Annotated in this window: 12 protein-coding genes; all 12 read left to right on the plus strand. The window is 42.6% G+C overall.

The features are described 5' to 3' along the window. The first annotated feature begins 139 nt into the window (after positions 1-139). The gene (locus tag DWW52_RS03200) at positions 140-3,760 is read left to right on the plus strand and encodes a SusC/RagA family TonB-linked outer membrane protein (RefSeq protein ID WP_118714298.1); all 3,621 of its coding nucleotides are present in this window, start codon (positions 140-142) and stop codon (positions 3,758-3,760) included. 12 nt (positions 3,761-3,772) lie between these two features. After that, entirely contained in the window at positions 3,773-5,335 is a 1,563-nt protein-coding gene (locus DWW52_RS03205) for a RagB/SusD family nutrient uptake outer membrane protein (RefSeq protein ID WP_118714009.1), read from the plus strand. A gap of 11 nt (positions 5,336-5,346) precedes the next feature. Next, positions 5,347-6,306 (plus strand): hypothetical protein, encoded by a 960-nt coding sequence (locus DWW52_RS03210; RefSeq protein WP_118714010.1) that lies wholly within the window; start codon positions 5,347-5,349, stop codon positions 6,304-6,306. 3 nt (positions 6,307-6,309) lie between these two features. Beyond that, on the plus strand, positions 6,310-7,686 hold the full coding sequence (locus tag DWW52_RS03215; protein ID WP_118714011.1) for a TlpA disulfide reductase family protein: 1,377 nt from the start codon (positions 6,310-6,312) through the stop codon (positions 7,684-7,686). 146 nt (positions 7,687-7,832) lie between these two features. Further along, positions 7,833-8,432 carry an RNA polymerase sigma-70 factor gene (locus tag DWW52_RS03220; protein WP_233556674.1) on the plus strand — a complete coding sequence of 200 codons (600 nt, stop codon included), beginning with the start codon at positions 7,833-7,835 and terminating at the stop codon, positions 8,430-8,432. Positions 8,433-8,472: 40 nt separating this feature from the next. Next, positions 8,473-9,645: a FecR family protein gene (locus tag DWW52_RS03225; RefSeq protein ID WP_118714013.1), complete on the plus strand. Its 1,173-nt coding sequence runs from the start codon at positions 8,473-8,475 to the stop codon at positions 9,643-9,645. Between the two features lie 87 nt (positions 9,646-9,732). Beyond that, complete coding sequence (locus tag DWW52_RS03230) at positions 9,733-13,113, plus strand: SusC/RagA family TonB-linked outer membrane protein (RefSeq protein ID WP_118714014.1); 3,381 nt, start codon at positions 9,733-9,735, stop codon at positions 13,111-13,113. A gap of 12 nt (positions 13,114-13,125) precedes the next feature. Further along, positions 13,126-14,625 carry a RagB/SusD family nutrient uptake outer membrane protein gene (locus tag DWW52_RS03235; RefSeq protein WP_118714015.1) on the plus strand — a complete coding sequence of 500 codons (1,500 nt, stop codon included), beginning with the start codon at positions 13,126-13,128 and terminating at the stop codon, positions 14,623-14,625. 13 nt (positions 14,626-14,638) lie between these two features. Further along, a complete protein-coding gene (locus DWW52_RS03240) occupies positions 14,639-15,343 on the plus strand; it encodes a DUF4843 domain-containing protein (RefSeq protein ID WP_148315319.1) in 705 nt (234 codons plus the stop codon). Positions 15,344-15,365: 22 nt separating this feature from the next. After that, entirely contained in the window at positions 15,366-16,874 is a 1,509-nt protein-coding gene (locus tag DWW52_RS03245; protein WP_118714017.1) for a PKD-like family lipoprotein, read from the plus strand. A gap of 302 nt (positions 16,875-17,176) precedes the next feature. Continuing rightward, positions 17,177-18,115: an ABC transporter ATP-binding protein gene (locus tag DWW52_RS03250; RefSeq protein WP_118714018.1), complete on the plus strand. Its 939-nt coding sequence runs from the start codon at positions 17,177-17,179 to the stop codon at positions 18,113-18,115. An 11-nt stretch (positions 18,116-18,126) separates the two neighbouring features. Continuing rightward, complete coding sequence (locus DWW52_RS03255; protein WP_118714019.1) at positions 18,127-20,424, plus strand: Gldg family protein; 2,298 nt, start codon at positions 18,127-18,129, stop codon at positions 20,422-20,424. The last annotated feature ends 20 nt before the right edge of the window (positions 20,425-20,444 follow it).

The following is a 20,444-nucleotide window of genomic DNA, read 5'->3' on the forward strand; positions in this document are numbered from 1 at the left end:
TATCCCGCTTTTGTCATCTATAATCAACTCCATGCAGATGGAATCAATTATTATTTTTAACGTTATCAACAAAAGTATGAAAAAAAATCTTAGGAACGGTAATTTCTTTCCGAGAAAATTGCCACGAAAGTCTATTATTATGAAGACGCTATTGTTATGGTTGTTTTTAGTGAGTCTGAATGTTTCTTCGGTGTATTCGCAACAGCAGAAAAGGATGGATATATCCATGAAAAAAGCTACTTTAGTGGAGGTATTTGGCGAGATTCGCCGGGTGTGTGGTTACTCGTTCGTGTATGACAGTGATGCTATTAAAACGGTCAAACCGATTTCGATAGACCTGAAGAATGCGACGGTTGGAGAAATTCTTGATAAATGTTTTGCAGGGACTTCATTTGTTTATCTGATGGAGGATAATGTGGTTATTATCAAGCAACAGAAAGTTTCTGAAATAAGAGGACAACAGACCGCTAAGCAGGTTGTTGGATGGGTAACGGATGAAAAGAAAATGCCGTTGCCGGGAGTTACCGTAATCGTAAAAGGGTTGACTTTAGGCTCGGCCACGGACATGAACGGTAAATACACGCTGTTTTTGCCTGATATAGACAAGGTTTCTTTGTTATATTCGTTTATCGGCATGGAGACTGTGGAAATGAAGTACACGGGACAAGACACGATTAACGTGGTCATGAAAGAAGAACATTCCGAGTTGTCGGAGGTGGTCGTGACCGGATACCAGACGATTGATCGTAGAAAAAATACGAGTGCTGTTCAGTCAATTGATATGGATCGGATTAAGGTGCCGGGAGTGCAGACCGTGGATCAGTTGCTGGAGTCTCACGTGCCGGGAATGATTTTTATGCAGAATTCCGGACAGGTGGGAGCGGCTCCGAAATTAAGGATTCGGGGGACTTCAACTATTCTTGGTAATCAGGAACCCGTGTGGGTATTGGATGGTATCGTGTTACGCGATCCGGTGAATGTAAGTCCGACTTTAATAAATAATCTGGATTTTGTGAATCTGGTGGGAAATGCTATTTCCGGGATTAACCCGGAAGATATCGAGCGTATTGATATTTTGAAAGATGCTTCCGCCACGGCGTTATACGGGGCTAAAGCGGCTAACGGGGTGATAAATATTACAACCAAGAAAGGAAAAACCGGGCCTCCTTCCGTGACGTATAGTCTGAATGGCAAGTTTACGGCAAGACCCCGCTATTCGGATAAAAGCATTTATTTGATGAATTCTAAAGAGCGTGTCGCGTATTCACGGGAAATAATAGAGAAAGGATTGTCATACCCGACAATTAATAATTGGGTTGGTTATGAAGGAGCCCTTGAAAAGTATAATAGTGGGATTTACAACTACCAGCAATTTACGGATGAGGTTTCAAGATTGGAAACTGTAAATACCGATTGGTTCGATCTGATCACGGAAGATGTATTTTCTAATAGCCACACGCTGAGTCTGTCGGGGGGGAGCACGAATATTCGTTATTATGCTTCTTTGGGATACTCTAACGAAAAAGGGGTAATTAAAGGAGAAAAGAATGATCGTTATTCCTCCAGTTTGAATATTAATGGAAATTTCAATAAATTTTCGTTTTCCTTCGGGATGTTGGCCAATAAAGGAGTGCGGGAATACGTGAACAGTGAGGTGAATATACTGGATTATGCATATAATACTTCTCGTGCCATTCCGGCGTTTAATGAAGATGGAAGTTATTATTTTTACAATGTGGAGGGAACGACGGCCGCGAGTCACCAACGATCTTTGGCTTTTAATGCTTTACACGAGATGGAGAATTACCGGGATGAGTATAATAATTCCGGGATTACTTTGAATATGAATTTGAATTATCGCTTTAATGATTGGTTGAAAACGCAGTTTATATTTTCTTACAGTATCAATAATACGATGCAGGAAACGTTTGTTGATGAGAATTCTTATTACGCGGCTAATCTGCGGGGAACGAATTACGGGGTTGTGTTGACTCCCGATCAGAAGGCTACCAGTTTGTTACCCGTGGGAGGGGAATATCGGGAGGATTATACCCGGAACGATAATTACACGACTCGTTTGCAGTTTGATTTCACGAAATTTCTGGATAGCGAGCAGAAACACTTGATTAATGCTGCCGTGGGTTTCGAATTGGCTTCTTCTAAATATGACGGGAAGCGGCAAGTACATCGCGGGTATTTGCCGGAGCGAGGTAAGATGATCGCAACTTTGGATCCTAACGTGTATCCTTCTTTCGCATCTTGGTCGTTGAACGAGAAAGATGCGAGAGGTGTGATTTCAGATAATGTTCAAAACGAGATGTCTGCTTACCTGACGTTGACATACACGTTAAATAATGCTTATTCGTTTAATTTTAATACACGTGCGGATGCTTCAAACAAGTTCGGGGATCGCAGTAACGAGAAAATATTGCCGGTGTGGTCGGTTTCTGCCAGTTGGGATATGAAAGCGAATATTTTACGCAATGTGAATTGGGTGAATGGTTTGTCCGTGAGAGCTTCTTTCGGTTACCAGGGAAACATGCTGAGTAACCAGACTCCCGAATTGATTATCAAGAAAGGGAATATGAATGATTATTTCGGGGAATACGAATCGAATATAGAACATTATCCCAATCCTAACTTGCGTTGGGAGAAGACTGGGGCATTGAACGGATCTGTGGATTTTGCCCTTTTTAATAACCGTATTCGTGGAACGTTCTCTTATTTTTACAAAAAGACCAAGGATGCTTTTTTGAGCAAGACCGTGGCTGATATTAACGGCGTGGAATCTTACGTGATAAATTCCGGTACTGTTGAGAACAAAGGCTTCGAGATTAGTTTTAATTTTACACCTTTAAAGGCCGGAGCGGAAGTGGGTGGTTTCCGCTGGGATATCGACCCGCAGTTGGGCCAAGTGCTGAACACGTTGTTAACAAAAGCGGTTAATAATGATAGTTTCGAGAAGGAACAGGACGAGATTTTTTATACCAATTATTTGGATGGTACGGCGTTAATCAAAGGCGAGCCGTTGAATACGTTTTTTTCTTACAGATTCAAGGGACTTTCTCCGGAGGACGGGAGACCGATGTTTTATAACGTGGAACAAGAGCACGAGCAAGAGTATTTGAAGATGGATCGCGAGGAGGTATTCCGCCGGGTGATGAAAGTGTCCGGTACGCGAGTTCCCGTTTTACAAGGAGGGGTGTCGAACACTTTTTCCTATAAACGTATGTCATTAAGTTTTAATTTCTCTTATTCTTTCGGTTCGAAAATCCGGTTGATGCAATTATACGGATCTAACAGTAACGGGACAACGGTTGCTCCTCTTCCGGAACGGAACGTGCGTCGGGAGTTCGTGAAACGTTGGCAGCGTCCGGGGGATGAAGAGCACACGAACATACCGGGATTGTTGTCGAACGCGGCATATTCTGCTACCTTGCGTCCGTGGTGGAAGACGGGGAATAATAATTCGATTAATTTTGCAGATAATATATGGCAGATGTATGATAATTCGGATATCCGGACAGTGAGCGGCAATTATCTGAAGTTGCAATCTTTCGTATTTAATTACACGTTACCGGAAGAGTTTTGTAAGAAGCTTTTGTTGAGGTCGGCCTATATCGGGATTTCAGGAAGCAATTTATTCACGATTTGCAGTTCAAAATTAAAGGGGCAGGATCCCTCGCAGTCGGGGACAACAAATAAGTTGAATTTGTCGATTCGTCCCTCGTATTCCGTTAATTTAGGTGTTACGTTTTAATGGTTAGATGTTATGAAGAATTGTATATATGTAGTTTTGTTATTGTTCTTTTTTAGCTCGTGTGACTCTTTTTTGGAAGAGTATTCACAGGATTTGACTTACGCGAAAACAGCGAGTGATCTGGACGAATTGTTGATCGGGGATGGATATATGAAAATCACGGAAAATTCGGTGATCGGATTGGGGAGTACGGATGGATATTATTTCCCTTGGATACATGTGATGGATGATGATATTACACAGGTAGAAACAGGGTGGAATGCTGATGGTTCTGCTTTTACGGCTCTTGCGAATTTTTATCTTTGGGCGGAGTATCCTTACATGCAGGAAGGTGAGGAGGTCAGTGATGGAGATTGGAAACGTTTGTATAAGCATATCAGTTCGTTGAATGTCATTCTTTCTAAAACAGAAACGATTAATGATCAGCCGGAAGAGATCGAACGCATTAAAGGGGAGTGTTATTTTTTGCGGGGTGTGTATTATTTTTATTTGGCGAATATTTATGCTAAGCCTTACTCGAAGTCAACGGCTTCGACTGATTTAGGTGTTCCGTTGAAGACCACGGAGTATATAGAAGATGTTTATTTCCAACGTAATACATTGGAAGAGACGTATGATCGTATCGTGGATGATCTTACCACGGCAGCCCGGTTGTTGAAAGGGAAGGAACATAAGACGGTGTATCGTGCCGGTTTTCATGCGGCACATGCTTTTTTGAGTCGGGTGTACCTGTACATGGAGGAGTACGAGAAAGTACTTTTGTCAGTTGATACCGTACTTCAAGGCGGGTATGCTTTATTGGATTATAATGAACGATTGGCATTGGTGAATCCGGGGCAAGGGGGAACGATAAGTAAAGAGGTTAGCGTTACTTACAAGGATTCTCCGGAGACGATTTTTTCTCAAGGTGGGAATTGTTTTGCTTCTTCCACGGGGGGAATGATGAGTATGTATAATTTTAGTGTTTCGGAGGATTTACTGGAAATGTTCAATCGGGAACCCGGAAATGATTTGAGATTCGGTTCTTGGTTGGGGGTGTATAAAGATCCGAATAATCCCTCTTACTGGGTGGAAAAATTGGCGGACGAGCGTGAAGATGGTGTCGTGTCGTCCGAGTGTTTGGTGCGTTTACCCGAGATTTTATTGAATAAGGCAGAAGCTTTAGCTATGCTTTCGCGTGAGGATGAGGTGATGAATGTGATCGAAGAGTTGAGAAGTAAACGGATGAAACAGGATACTTATGTTGCTTTGGATAGGAGGACGGGCGAGAAATTAATAGAATTGATTCGTGATGAACGCCGTCGGGAACTTTGTTTCGAGGGGCATCGTTGGTTTGATTTACGACGTTATGCCGTAAATACCAAGTATCCATATACTAAAAAAATTATTCATGATCAGTATTTTTATAGTTCAACGACGTGGACACGAGAATATTTGGGGAGTTACGAGTTGAAAGAGTATAATTCGGAGCCTGCTTACGTGATCCCGATCCCGCGGTCGGTGATTGAATTTAACAAGGGAAACATGGTAGATAACGCGACTCGCCCGCAGAGAGAGATGTTTAAACGTTTTTAATTTTAGAGAATATGAAATATTATATATTGCTTTTGGGAATATTGTTTTTTATCACCGGATGTGATAAAGAAAATGATTTGGAACCTTCGTTTCTTGAAAAGGAGTGGTTCAAGCTTCAGGATAATCCCGATGATAGGGTACAGCATGCCGCTTACGAGGTGTATGTTACTTGGGGAATCCCGGTCTTTTGCAATGACACAATTGGGAGCGAGGATCGAGGATCGGATCATTACGGCAACCCGATCGTGTATTATAAGGTGTTGGATTTGAACTATAACCTGAATAACCCGTCAAATATAAATAATATTCAATCCAAGCATATTTCGTTAATTCGGGAGGATGCGGATAAATTGGCGGGAATAGAGTTCGTGGATAAGATCTTTTTCCCCGCGGTGCCGGAAGTTTTTCATATACAGTCCATTCTTTTGCTGGATTCTATATATGAAGAGCAATATGGAAATAAGACATTGAAAAAAATGCATCAGGCGATGGAAACTTTGGCTATTGCCGATATTCCTCTTATTGCTGGAATGTCGCACGAGGAGAAGGTGGAAAGGGTAAATGAGCTTGTTACTTTCCTGTCAATTAATTATCTGGCCAAAAATCCGGTAGCCGAGCTTGAAACTTTCAAACGAGTAAGTTATGATCCTGCTACTCAACGAAGTTATTATGGAATGATGGTACGGAAGCCTCTATATCCAGGATATATATGTTTGGAACCAGCACGTTGGGAAGTATACGGTTTCTTGGATTATTCTCGTTCTAATTATCCTTACGTGACGGATCCTGATATTACTAATTGGCGTTATCAGATTGTGACGGAAGATGAAGATGTTGAAGATTTTATCATGGCCGTGGTTTCGTATAGTAAACGTGATTTTGAAGCGGCGTATGCCGAGTATCCCAAAGTATTGGAGAAGTTCGAAATTATGCGTGGTATTATGGAATCAATAGGAGTGGAATTGAAGTAAGTTATGATAAGAATTGGTTTAAAGAAGATTCTTGGGGGATTTGTCGGGATATTGTGTGTGTTACCTTCCTTTTCGCAGAATGCGAAGGTGATTATTAAACCACACCCGGTATTTCAACGTTACCCGGTAGAATTGATCAAGGAGACAAAGTACGACATGATCGAGTTCAATCGGGTGATTCCGGGCGATTCGCTTATCTTTTCGTTGGAAATAACTGATCCGGAGGGGGAATATTACAAGCTGTACGATTGGGGTGCTTTGAATGTGTTTGTTAAACCGGGTAGCGTGATCGTTATTGATTATAATGATAGAGACCGGACGAAGACGAGATTTTCTGGTGATCTGGCGAAAGAAAATGCATGGCTAAATCAATCTTGGTTTTTAGAATTCCAGATGCTATACCCGGGAAAAATAACCTTCCCGATAGTTTATAAGGATTACAGAAAACGGGTATTTGTTAATGCCGATTCATTAAAACGAGTCGTGAAAGGTATATCTTGTTCGGAAAAATTCGTGAGTGACTGTCAACGTCGAATTGATTTTATGGTGATTGGTACGCTACAGAATTATTACCGGATTTCAGCACAGAATATGCAACGAGAATCTACTCCCGCGGATTTCGAGTCATGGAATCGAAATTTTAAACTTGCTTTTTCAAAGAAATTCTTAAAAGATGCTTACCGGATATGCAAACGCCATAAAGAACAGGATGTGTTGCAATACCGGCAGACAAGTCAGGCACTTATGGGGATTGTTTACGAGATAGATCCGGAGTTTGCCAAACGAACGGGGTATTCTCTTTTTGAAGAAGAATATACTTTGATGCAAGTGTTGAATGATGTGACTCGTTTATACAGTCCTGAACTTTTGGAAATTCAAGGGAAAGTGAAAGATTCTGTTGTGTTGCGTGTCATAAACGGGCAGATTAAGGAGAAACGTAATCTTTTAACAGGGGCGGAAGTGACGGATTGCGAGTTTAAAGATATGGATGGAAACGTGCATAAATTATCAGATTATAAAGGTATACCCATGTATATTGATGTGTGGGCAACCTGGTGTAATCCTTGCAAAGCGTTGTCTCCGAATTTCCATGAATTGGCAGATGAATATACCGGGAAAAATATAAAATTTATTGCTATTTCTTTGGATAAGAAAATTACCCCTTGGTTGAACTATTTGAAACAACACGATCATTCGGAAAATGTTCTGGAGTTGCATACCGGGAAAAGGGATTTTGCAAATAGTTACCAGATCAATGGAATTCCTCGGTTTATTTTGATTGATAGAGATTTCAAGATACGAATGGCATTTGCTTATAAGCCGATAGAATCTTCCATGAAAGAGTTGAAAATACTGTTAGATCAATTATCACGGGAATAGTATTACTTTTAGTAAATTGGTGCGTGTGAATTCCGGGTTGCTTGCATGTAAGAATTGTAAGTAACTCGGAATTTGTTTTAATTTTTATTCTTTAGGTGTATCAGAAGTAATATTTTATCTTTTATATTTGCATAAAGAAAATATACATGGTCGTGGATTATTCAGAAGATAAAGAGTTGTTGACGTTGTTGAGACGTGGTGAGATTTCTGCATTTGTAGATATATATACCACGTATTTTGACTCTTTATTGAATTATGCCGATCGTTTGTTGAATGACATGGAGGCTGCCCGGGATGTGGTTCAGCAGGTGTATTACAAGATATGGGAAAACCGGGAGGCTTTGAATATTTCTCTTTCCGTCAAGGCTTATCTTTTCAAGTCGGTGTATCATGGATGTTTGAATACGTTGGCCCACCAGAAGAATATTCAGAAGTACGAGCGGGAACAATTATCCGATGTCTATTTTTCAACCGTCATACAGTCTCCGGAGGCTGAGATTGCTTTGTGGAAATCCGATATCGAACAGGCTATTCAAGATGCGATTGCCACTTTACCGGAGAAATGCCGGGAGGTTTTCATGATGAGTAAAATAGATGGCTTGAAAAATCGGGAGATTGCGGAGAAATTAAATATTTCGGAAAAAACAGTTGAACGCCATATGTCCATCGCTTTGAGAAAGTTACGGGATGAGTTAGATTGGGTGTTGCAAATTATTTTATTTTTTTCAGTATCTCATTGGGGGTAAAGTTTTTTTTAACTGTCTTTAGTGTATAAAAGCACAAAAGATGAGTGATGAAACTTTCAATATAGAAGAATTACTGGTTCGGATATTGGCGAATCGGGCGAGTCAAGAAGAAATTCTATATTTCTCGAAATGGATAGAAGAGGGGGAGAACCAGGTATATTTCGAGAAGTTGAAGAAGTTATGGAATCTTTCAGCCGGTGGACATGCCAATCAGGATATGCTTATCGCGGGGGTGAAGGATTACTATCGTTTCATGGAGAATACTTTAAAACCCAAGCGACGGCTGAGGTTGATCCGGCGAATCGCTTCCGTGGCGGCCGTGGTTGCGGTGGCCTTAACTTCTGTTTTATGGTTCAGTCGAACTCGGGAAAATACTCCGGTAAAATTGAAGAACGAGATTTGCCAAACGGGAGGGATTATATTGAGGCTGGCAGATAATAAAGAGGTTAACGTGCTTGATGATTCATTGCAATTAACCGGGGGAACGGGAGGGAGCGTGAGAATTAATAGGACGAATCAACGGGAGATCGTGTACGAGATAAAAGACTCTTTAGAAATGACAGGGGAAATGGAACTGGCGTATAACCAGATTATAGTTCCCGTGGGAGAACGTTTCTCTGTCCGGTTGTCCGACGGGACGAAAGCATGGATTAACTCCGAGAGTTCTTTGCGTTATCCGACGTATTTCGGTAAAGATTGCCGGGAAGTTGAGGCTCGTGGAAATGTCTATTTTGAAGTAGCTAAGGATGCGACACGTCCTTTCGTTGTCGTGTCCCGGGAAATAAAGACGGAAGTATTGGGAACGCATTTTGAAGTAAACACGTATGGGGACAGGGGTGAAATAAGTGCCACGTTGGTAGAAGGGAAAGTACGGGTGAGCGTGGGAAGTCGTTCTGTTATTATAGAACCGGATCAACAGTTCATTTTCAACACGAAGAACGGGTGTATTAATGTTGTGAAGGTGGATGCGCTTAATAAAGTGAGATGGAAAGATGGAATTCTCGTGATAGATAACGAACAGTTTGATGATGTGGTTTGGAAGTTGGAGCGTTGGTACGGTGTTTCTATCGTGAATGAAACAGGACTTGTTTTTAATCAATCGTTTAGCGGGGAGTTTGACCGGGAAGATATTCAAGCAGCTATAGCGGCCGTGTGTGTGAATTTGAATATAACTTATACTATTGATAAGGACAGAATTATTCTTAAAAGATAACAAAAGGAGCATCCCTTCGTGCGACCAACACTTTTAAATGCTCCTTGCGTTAAGCTTTGCTTATTATAAACTTAACATGACAAAATTATGAAAAAAAACAAGTATTCATTGTCTTTGTCATTAAAATTTCTCACGAGAGTAGTTTTATTGACCATTATGGGGACAAGTTTCTTATGCTTTTCGGTGAAAGGGGACCCGGTAGAGCCTCAACGAGTCTCTTTAAACCTGAAAGATGTTTCTCTCTCCGTGTTGTTCCAGGAGATGAAGAAACAAACATCGTACAAGTTCTTTTACAATGACGTGCAAGTAAAAGATGTAGGCAATATCACGGTTGTGGCCAATAACGAGACGGTCGAGAGCGTGTTGGAACGTGTATTCCAGGGTAAAGAATACACGTACAGGATTTCGGGAGAACAAATTATCGTGGTTAAACGTCAGGAAACTAAAAAGTCCGTACAAGAGGTAGTTATCGAGGGGATTGTTTTGGAAAGAGATTCGATGCCCATTGTCGGGGCAACGGTCGTGTTGCAGGGAACAACGACTGGAGTTGCTACCGATGTAAGTGGTAAATTCAGATTAGTCGTTCCTTTGGATGATGAAATCTATATAGAGGTCTCTTTCCTGGGGATGAAAAAACAAGTTCACAAAGTTTTGGGTTTACCGAATCCTAAGCCGATGAGACTCGTGATGCAACCCGAAGCCATGGGGATGGATGAAGTTATCGTGACCGGTTATGCCAATATTCGGAAAGAAAGTTTCACGGGGGCGGCCACGACGGTTACCAAGGAGGACATCCTGAAAATATCCCCGAGAAACGTTATCGACGTGCTGCAAGTATTCGATCCTTCTTTGCGGATGGTGAAGAATAACGAGATGGGTTCTAACCCGAACACGCTGCCCGAGTTCTATATCCGGGGACGTACCGGGATGGATGGTGTAACTCAATTGGATCGGTTGGAAGCACAACAAGGCGGGAATATATCTCAATTCTCGTTGACAACGAATCCGAATTTACCAATCTTTATTTTGGATGGTTACGAGGTGGAAGTACAGAAAATCTACGATATGGACCCGAACCGGATTGCCAGTATCACGATCCTGAAAGATGCCGCAGCTACGGCCATGTACGGTTCCCGTGCTTCAAATGGTGTGATCGTTATCGAAACGGTAACCCCGGAATTGGGTAAATTGCAGGTGTCTTACACGTTTAACGCTTCACTGACGGCTCCGGATCTTTCTGATTACAACCTGATGAATGCGGAGGAGAAATTGCGGGCGGAAGTGTTATCCGGGTTATATGATCTTAGTTTGCCTAATGATGTTGAACAATATGCAATAAAAAAGAACTACATAACCAGTGGGGTAAATACAGATTGGATGGCTCAACCCCTCCAGAACCAGTTTAATCATTCTCATAGTTTGTACGTATCCGGAGGTACGGAAGGGTTTCGATTCGGGAGTGATTTGAGTTATGCGCACGAGGGAGGTGTCATGAAAAAGTCTTATCGTGATCGTATGAGTGTCGGAGTGTACGTGGATTATCGGGTAGGGAAATTACAAATCCGTGATAATGTGTCATATGACATATCCAGATCATCTGATTCTCCTTATGGTTCGTTCAGTGACTATACAAGTCAACAACCTTATTATGCGATATATGATGAAGATGGTAAACTCAAGAAGCAATTGAATATCGGTGTACCAAATCCTCTTTATGAAGCAAGTTTGGGGAATTTTAGCCGGAGTGAATCTTACAATTTAACGAATAATTTGAGCCTTTATTGGTATATTAATGATCATCTTCAATTGCAAAGTCAATTTGCGATCACGAGGACTGAATCAGAAAGTAAAAAATTTACAGATCCCTTGTCAACAACTTATGGTTCAACAGACAGTGATCCTTTTTCTAGGGGTGATTTGTATGTCAACACCACGGACAACTTCAATTGGAATCTGAATGCTTTTTTGGCTTATAACAATTCTATCGGGAAGAATTATTTGAATCTTTCTTTCGGTATCAATGCTCAAGAGTCACAGAGCGGGAATTTGTCTTCTCATTACAGAGGATTTCCTTCTGCTGCTTTACACACGATAGGTCACGCGAAAGAGATCGTGGAAAAGCCTTCAGGGGAAGATAACAAGACCCGGTTGATGGGTATTTTCTTTAGTGGAAATTATTCTTGGGATAATATCTTTTTAGCTGACGCGTCTATCCGTTTTGACGGTTCTTCCGAATTCGGTTCAGAATCGCAATGGGGATCTTTCTGGTCTTTTGGTGCTGGGATTAACGTACACAATTTCGAATTTATGCGGTCACTTCCATGGATTAATCAATTCAAGGTTCGTGGAACTTACGGGGCTACCGGTAAGGTGAACTATCCGCCTTATGCAGCCCGGGATATGTACAGCATTCTATTTGATGATTGGTATTCTACTGGTATCGGTGCCACTTTGCAAGGAGTCGGAAATGAAAATTTAGTATGGGAGAAAACTAACTCAACGAATATCGGTTTTGATCTTAGTTTTTTCCAGAGCAAATACAATATAACTTTCTCGTGGTATAACCGTCAGACGGTGGATATGATCACGGATGTGACAATTCCGTCTTCTGCTGGTTTTACTTCTTACAAAGATAATATGGGAGAAACACGAAATCGAGGATACGAAATAAGTTTTAATGCTTCAATTATCAATCGTAAAGATTTCGGGGTAAATGCGTTTGTAAACTTTGCTCACAATGAGGGGAAATTGATGAAAATATCCGAGGCGTTGAAAGCGTATAATGAACGGGTGGATGATTATTTAACTTTGAGATATACTAGCTATGCTAATGCCGCGGATAAATCTCTTCCATTCTTGAAATACGAGGAAGGTGGTTCGCTAACAGCTATTTATGGGATGAAATCACTGGGGATTAATCCTGCCGATGGAGAAGAGTTGTTTGTAGATCGTTCCGGTAATGTTACTAGCGTGTGGTCATCTTCTCAACAACAAATTATAGGAAATACAGAACCTAAAGGGCAAGGGGCCTTCGGTATTAATATCCGGTGGAAACGTTTGACGTTGTACACGAGCTGTATGTATACTTTTGGAGCGCAAGAATATAATTCGACTTTGTTAAGTCACGTGGAATGTGTCGATTTGAGTAAATCCAATGCGGATAAGCGGGTGTTAAGCCAGCGTTGGCAGAAACCGGGGGATATTACTCCATTGAAGAATATTGCTAATAGAAACCAAACAACTCAATCCACGTCTCGTTTCGTGCAGGATAATAACGAATTCAGTATAAATTCGATCTCGTTGTCTTATGATTTCAATCCTGAGTGGGTAAGGCGAATTGGTTTGGATGTGCTCCGTTTGCAGGCTAGCACGAACGATTTGGCGACATTCTCCTCTATCAAACAGGAACGAGGTTTATCTTATCCGTTTGCTCGGACCTTTAATTTGGGTTTAAGTGTTAGTTTCTAAAATCATTTACTTATGAAAACATATAAGAATATATTGTTATCTGTTCTGTTCCTGTTTTCCCTTTCCTCTTGTTCCGATTGGTTCGAGGTAACACCGGAAAATGAGATATCTAAAGAAGATCTGTTTGCAACTTACGATGGTTATAGAACGGCGCTGAACGGCATTTATCGGAATCTTTCAGGAGAGGCGCTTTACGGGAATAATCTTTCGTGGGGGTTTATCAGTTTTCTTGGTCAGAATTATAATCCAACTTCTTGGATTGCCATGTATGATGTTTCTGGTAGCGTTATGAACTATGACTATGAGAATGCGGATGTAAAGAGGGTTACTCAAGCAATTTGGGAAGCGGCTTTTAACACGGTCGCTAATTGCAACGTGCTTATCCAGAATGCGGAACAACAAGGGAACGATTTCTTCTACGAGGGGGAAAACGAGAGAAATATCCTTATCGGGGAAGCAAAAGGTATACGGGCGCTCGTGCATTTCGATATGTTGAGATTATTTGCCCCGGCCCCGGTCACGGGAGATGATGCGGCTTACGTGCCCTATGTATCGAAATACCTGACATCTCACCCGACACACTTGCCGACGTCCGTGGTATTGGATAGCATTATTCATGATTTGAAACAGGCTCAAAAACTATTGGCATACAACGATACGTTATACAATCTTGATATGATGAAGAGTGCAAGTATGCGTTTTGATGGGAATGTAACAAGTACTGCTAAGGGGGGAGATTTTTTCGCTTACCGAGGAACCCGTATGAACTACGTGGCGGCAACGGCCTTGTTGGCGCGAGTTTATCAATATAAAGGGGATAAGGCTACGGCTTATGAATATGCTAAGGAGGTTTATCGTTTCTATAACGAGAAAACATGGTATGGTTTTACCCCTGAAAATAATATAAGTAACACGAATGTTGAGTTTCGTAGATGTAAATTGTTTGAGGATATTTTATTGGCCTTCTACAATACGAATATATACGAAGTTTATGATAATTATATCCGGGCTCATTTTTACTGGCTAGGTAATTATTGCCCGATAAAAAATAGTACGAACTTATTCGCGGGAGATGAACAAGATTTCAGGTATCGCTACTTGATCGGGTCAAACACGACAAGTACCGGTTTTTCGTTGAAATGGGTTCCCGTGAAGGATGTCAGTGCATTGTGGAACGTGCAGTACCAGTATCCCCTTTTACCTGTCATGCGGATGAGTGAGGTGTTCTATATCATGAGTGAGTATCTGGCCGACCATAATTTAACCGAGGCTATATCTATATTGAACACCTTGAAAAGAGCAAGGGGTGCAGATGAAGTGGGCACCTCGCTGACTCGGGATGCGTTTTTGGAGGTATTGTACAATGATGCCACGCGAGAGTTTATTGCCGAGGGACAGACGTTTTATCTATATAAACGTTTGAACCGAAGTATGTATAACGGGGAATACCCAATCGATATGACCGGAAAATATGTAATTCCGCTTCCGGATAGTGAAAGTATTACACAATAAAAAGGAAAAAATCATGAGAAACAGAATATTTGTAATATTGCTATCTATTTTTATGTGGATAGGATGTGATAGAAGGGAGATTCCCACTTACAATACGGGAATACATTATATCGAATTCGAAAATGCAACGACAGATTCCACTATTTTCACGTTCATCTATCACCCCAATGCGGACGATTATGATTTGCCAATAGCGGTAAAAATAGCTGGAGACAAGGCAGAGAGGGATTTGACTTATAGTGTTGTCGTGGACGAGGAATTTACCACGGCAGAAAGCCGTCACTATTCATTGTTACCGGAGACCATGGTATTCCGTCAAGGAGTATTCCATGACACGTGTTACGTTCGTTTGAATAAAACCGAGGACTTGGGCCGTAGGTCAGTGAGATTAGTACTCCGTTTGGTTGCGACTTCTGATTTACTAGTAGGTAAAGTGGAAAATTCAGTGGCTGTTATCCAATTTTCAAATACCGTGGCCAGACCGGATTGGTGGAATTCTGACGTGGAAACGTATTATTTGGGAAGTTATTCGCAAAAGAAGTTCCTTTTGTTCTTGGAAGTTACGGAAGCAGACCTTACCGGGGCGAGTGTCAGTGAAATACGGGCAGCTGCGCTGTTATTCAAGCGATACTTGCTTGATCACGAGGGTGAACCGGAAACGATAGATGAAGACGGACATCCGATGACAGTTCCTGTATTAGGGTTGGAAGAGTTATAAATATAGTTTGACAAGCGTGAATATGAAAATAATAAAATTATTATCAGGGTGTTTTATAGCAATGACGTTGCTATACGCCTGTTTCGATGACGAGGGAAATTATGATTTGTCGGAGTTGACGACCGTGGATATTCGTATATCTTATACTCAACCTTCGATAGGAGAGGTATATGTTATCGAGCCAGAGATAGATTACAAGGGTGTGGATTCTACAGAATTTGCATACACTTGGGTATGTGATATACAAGATACATGGAGTGATACAATTTCTCGGGAAAAAGAGTTGCGATATACTTTTACGGAAATAGCGAATTATAGAATTCGCCTTGTTGTGGAACATGTGCCAACGGGAGCGTTAACGACTTACGGTATATATGTTGCAAGTCGTTCCCGCTATTCTACGGGATGGACGATCTTATCCGAGCAGAATGGCCAATCGATATTAAGTTATATCCGTGTTGATGAGGACGGGGATAATAGAACCTATAATCTTTTTGAGAACATTTATACCACTCTTCGTGGAGAAGAGTTGGGAACAGGTCCTATTCGTATGGGACGACATTTTTCACGTGAAAGTGACCAAATCTTGGTTATTCAAGAAAGTGGTGCGGTGGAGATTGACGGTTTGGATTTCTCGAAAGCTATTACCACGCGGGAAGAGTTTATCGGGGGGGCGTATCCTACCGGTTTTGTTCCTAAACAAGCGGAATATGCCAATCGATTGGAAGCAATCTTGGGGACTGACGGGAATGTTTATACCCGTATAAACCCGAATGGAAATTTTCAAGTATGTCAATACAATACCTTACCGGCATTTAATAATGCCCGAATTGCCAAGATGTATTACTGCGCATATTTAGGGTATATCTATATGTATGATGAATTGAACAGCAGGATGATAGCTATATGTGATGAACCTCAACTCTACACGGGTATGGTTATTAATATGAAAATGGATCCGGATGGTGTAAATTCGGAAAACTTTACCCCGTTGGATAATATGGGGGAAGGAACCCAAGTTCTGTTTATCGGCTCGTATAGCGTGGAAGGAGCAGAGGGCCGGGATTTCGTGCAAGTTATTAAAAAAGGAGCAGATCATTATTTCCAAACGTATAAAGTTTATCACGGGAACGGTTCATCTTTGATGTATGCCTTTGACGGAGAGGAAGAGTTGTTTGTTGGGAATGACTATGTAAATAGTGAGTCTAAATATTGTATGGACGGCTCCTCCTATTTTTATTTCACGGCGGATAACGTTCTCTATTATTGGAACCGGGTAAATCGGGTAGAACCACTCTACACGTTTCAAAGTAAGATTGTTGATATCGAACGTTATGCTAATGGGGATAATCGGGAGGAAATCGCTGTTGGCTTGGAGAACGGGGAATTTTATATCTTGGATGCTTCTTACGAGGCCATTAGCGGCCAGAAAGAGAAGGTATTGTTCCGTACAGAAGGTCTGGGGCGAATAGTGGATGTTCAATACAAGTATGGAAACTCCTCTAAATTTAATAGTGAGTCGAGACAATAATTGCCGGTTTTTATCGTGAGGTAATCCTGAAAGTTATTTTATGGAAAGCTACTACCCCCTCCGCCTCCCCCTTATACGGGGGGGAGGGGTGATTACCAATTGTTTCCCACTCCCATGGAAGGAGGAGAAGGGATGATAACCAAGCGGTTGCCCCTCTTGTGTAAGGAGAGGGCAGGGGTGGTAGTTTAATACGAACGATTTCGTAATAAATAATGTTAATAATCAAATAATTAACAGGTCGTAAAAACGATCTGTACAGGGAGTGTTTGTGTAAAAAAATGAGTCATTGTAAAAAGAAATTTATGGAAGAACCAATTGTAAGAGTGGAACATTTGTCTCATCGCTACAGCGTACAATGGGCGATACGGGATATAAACTTCGAGATCAATCAAAAGGGAATTCTAGGACTTCTCGGGTCGAACGGTGCGGGGAAGTCTACCACGATGAATATTATCTGTGGCGTGTTAAACCAGACGGAGGGTACGGTCTATATCAATGGTATAGATACCCGTAAAAACCCCGTGGAAGCCAAGAAACACATCGGTTTTCTACCGCAAAAACCACCTTTGTACACGGATCATAACGTGGACGAATACCTGACCTATTGTGCCGGGTTGCGACTGATGGAGGACAGTAAGATCAAGGAAGCTGTCGAGGTGGCCAAGGCTCGTTGCGGGATATCTCATTTCAGCAAGCGTTTGGTGAAGAATCTTTCGGGGGGATACCAGCAACGCTTGGGAATCGCTCAGGCGATTGTTCACAACCCGAAATTCGTCGTGTTGGATGAACCGACCAACGGGTTGGATCCGAATCAGATTCTTGAAATACGTGACCTGATCCGGGAGATAGCCCAAGACCATTCCGTTTTACTTTCTACCCACATCCTTTCGGAAGTTGAGGCGATATGCCAGTCGATCAAGATGATCGAGCAAGGGAAGTTAATCTTTTCCGGCACGATCGACGAGTTTCACGATAGTGTCAAATCCAATAATTGCATCGTCAAGCTGGAGAATGCCCCCGCGGAAGAGGAGTTGAGAAATATACCGGGAGTCACCAAGGTAAAGAAGCTGGATGAACATACCTTCCGCGTGCAATTCGAACAGGGAATTCCGGTAACGAACCGGATAGCGGAGATCAGTGTGAACCGGGGATGGAGGCTAAGCGAGATTCAGATGGAAAAAGTATCTATGGATGAAATCTTTGCCCAATTATCCGGGAAAAGAGTAGTTGATAAATTTTAATGTGACAATATATGAAAACAATATATAGAATAGCAAAATCGGAACTGAATTCCTTGTTTTGTTCGCCGATCGCCTGGTTGGTATTGGTGATATTCACCTTTCAGGTCAGCATGGCATTTTCCGATCGGATTACATGGCATTTAAAAGACCTTTTGTTGAACAACCGTACGAGCGAGGGGCTAACAGCCTATTTCTTACTCACGGGGTTCGGAAACCCTTTATTTCCGGGGGTGCTTTCCTATTTGTATCTTTATTTCCCCTTGCTGACCATGGGATTGATGAGCCGGGAATTCAGCAGCGGTTCGATCAAGTTGTTGTACTCATCCCCGATTACTAGCACGCAGATCGTTCTGGGAAAATTCTTTTCCATGATGCTCTACGGGTTGATCATGATAGCGATCGTCTCGGTCTACGTCGTCTTCTACATGTTCGTGTTGAAGGACTTTGATTACGCGATAGCGATTACCGGGTTGATCGGGATATACCTGATCATGTGTCTTTATTCCGCCGTGGGATTATTTATTTCTTGTCTGACTTCTTATCAAGTCGTGGCGGCAATCGGGACTTTCGCAGCCTTGACGATTCTTCAGGTGATTGACGGGGTGTTCCAAGGCGTGGACTTCTGGAGGGATATCTCCTATTGGATTTGCACGGGACCGCATGGCCCGATCGCGGGGCTTATCAATAGCGGTGATGTCTTGTACTACTTGTTAATGCCGGGATTGTTCATCGGACTGTCTATCATGAAGCTGCAATTTGCCCGGCAGAGCAAGCCTTGGTACGTGAATGCGGGAAAATACCTTGCCTTGATCGTCGTGGTCGTGGCCGTGGGATACGCTACGTCTCGCCGGACAACCGTTTGTATCACCGATCTTTCTCGTTACGAGCAACTGACATTGACTCCCAAGAGCCGGGAAATCCTGGATCGCTTCAAGGGGGAGGAATTGACGTTAACCACTTACGTCAATATCCTGGACGAGCACATGGCCGAAAAGACGTTTCCGGCCAACCGGATTGGTGATATGTCTGCGTTCAGCCGGTATTATCGTTTTAAACCGGACATGAAGTTTAAGTATATTTATTACTATGACCACGTGCTGAACGGTCACGCCTGTTGCGAGCATGAGGCTTTGGAAGAGGAAGCGAGGAAGCAGGCCAAAGTAAAAGGGATGGATTTCGATGACATTCTTTCCCCGGAAGAGATGCGTCGTATCCGGGATTTGAGTGAAGAGAACAATCAAGTGGTCCGGGTGCTGGAGGATAGCGAGGGGAACTGGACTTACCTCAGGATGTTCAACGATTTGAATCCTTATCCTGGCGAGCAGGAAATCTCTGTGGCCTTGATGCGTATGAAGGAGGGAGCGGTGAAGATCGGTTCCCTCTACGGTCATGGTGAACGCGAGATGAATAAGGATGGTGACCGGGAACTGGGTGGGCTTTTCACGAATGGTTCCAGCCGGGGGGCGCTTATCAACCAGGGGTTTGACCCGGTAAGCGTGCCGTTAACCGAGGACTTGGAAATTCCCGGAGATGTGCAGATTCTTTTAATTATAGATCCCAAAACGCCATTCTCTGCCGTGGAGTTGGAAAAGATTCGGGAGTACGTGGCCAGTGGTAGAAACCTGATCATTGCGACCGACGTCAACCGCTCGGTCGTGATGGACGAGTTACTGGCCGATTTCGGGGTAAAAGCCCTGCCCGGCACGCTGGTACAGGCTCACAAGGATTTCGTTCCCACGAATATTTATGCCAATTTCACGCCGGAAGGCGGTGCGATCAGCCCGACTTTCGAGAATTGGGCAAACCGTCGTCTTCCCTTGAGCATGAGCGGGGCCGTGGCCTTGAACTACACGACGGACAAGGGATATAATGTGTGTCCCCTTGTCGTTTCGCCCGTGGATGGCTGGTTAGAGTTGGAGACAACGGACTTTGACGGGGAAACCCCGGTCTTTAACGAGAAGGCGGGAGAGATCAACCGGCAACTGCCAGTGGCTCTGGCCCTGACCCGTCAGGTGAATGGTAAGGAACAACGTGTCATGATCTTCGGTGATGCCGATTGGATGACTTCCGGTGAGTTCGGGCAAAGGAGGACTTTCGGGGTTGCCAACGGGGCGTTGACCACGATCATGTGCAGTTGGATGGCCGACTATAAGTACCCGACTTACTTCCCCCGCCCGGCGCAACCGGATAATCAGATTTATCTTACTTACCAGTCGAAAGGGACGTTAAATTTGATTTTTGTCGTTCTGTTCCCGGCCGTGATCCTGTTGTTGTATTTCCTGGTATGGTTCAAGAGAAGGGGTAAATAATAATTATTAATCATTGAAAA

The sequence above is a fragment of the Odoribacter sp. AF15-53 genome, from assembly GCF_003479425.1.
Lineage (GTDB): Bacteria > Bacteroidota > Bacteroidia > Bacteroidales > Marinifilaceae > Butyricimonas.

Bases quoted from the DNA above. Each gene is read 5' to 3' on its own strand.
- DWW52_RS03235 (WP_118714015.1), top strand. From the start codon at position 13,126: ATGAAAACATATAAGAATATATTGTTATCTGTTCTGTTCCTGTTTTCC.
- DWW52_RS03240 (WP_148315319.1), top strand. From the start codon at position 14,639: ATGAGAAACAGAATATTTGTAATATTGCTATCTATTTTTATGTGGATA.
- DWW52_RS03215 (WP_118714011.1), top strand. From the start codon at position 6,310: ATGATAAGAATTGGTTTAAAGAAGATTCTTGGGGGATTTGTCGGGATA.
- DWW52_RS03250 (WP_118714018.1), top strand. From the start codon at position 17,177: ATGGAAGAACCAATTGTAAGAGTGGAACATTTGTCTCATCGCTACAGC.
- DWW52_RS03230 (WP_118714014.1), top strand. From the start codon at position 9,733: ATGAAAAAAAACAAGTATTCATTGTCTTTGTCATTAAAATTTCTCACG.
- DWW52_RS03205 (WP_118714009.1), top strand. From the start codon at position 3,773: ATGAAGAATTGTATATATGTAGTTTTGTTATTGTTCTTTTTTAGCTCG.
- DWW52_RS03200 (WP_118714298.1), top strand. From the start codon at position 140: ATGAAGACGCTATTGTTATGGTTGTTTTTAGTGAGTCTGAATGTTTCT.
- DWW52_RS03225 (WP_118714013.1), top strand. From the start codon at position 8,473: ATGAGTGATGAAACTTTCAATATAGAAGAATTACTGGTTCGGATATTG.
- DWW52_RS03245 (WP_118714017.1), top strand. From the start codon at position 15,366: ATGAAAATAATAAAATTATTATCAGGGTGTTTTATAGCAATGACGTTG.
- DWW52_RS03255 (WP_118714019.1), top strand. From the start codon at position 18,127: ATGAAAACAATATATAGAATAGCAAAATCGGAACTGAATTCCTTGTTT.
- DWW52_RS03210 (WP_118714010.1), top strand. From the start codon at position 5,347: ATGAAATATTATATATTGCTTTTGGGAATATTGTTTTTTATCACCGGA.
- DWW52_RS03220 (WP_233556674.1), top strand. From the start codon at position 7,833: ATGGTCGTGGATTATTCAGAAGATAAAGAGTTGTTGACGTTGTTGAGA.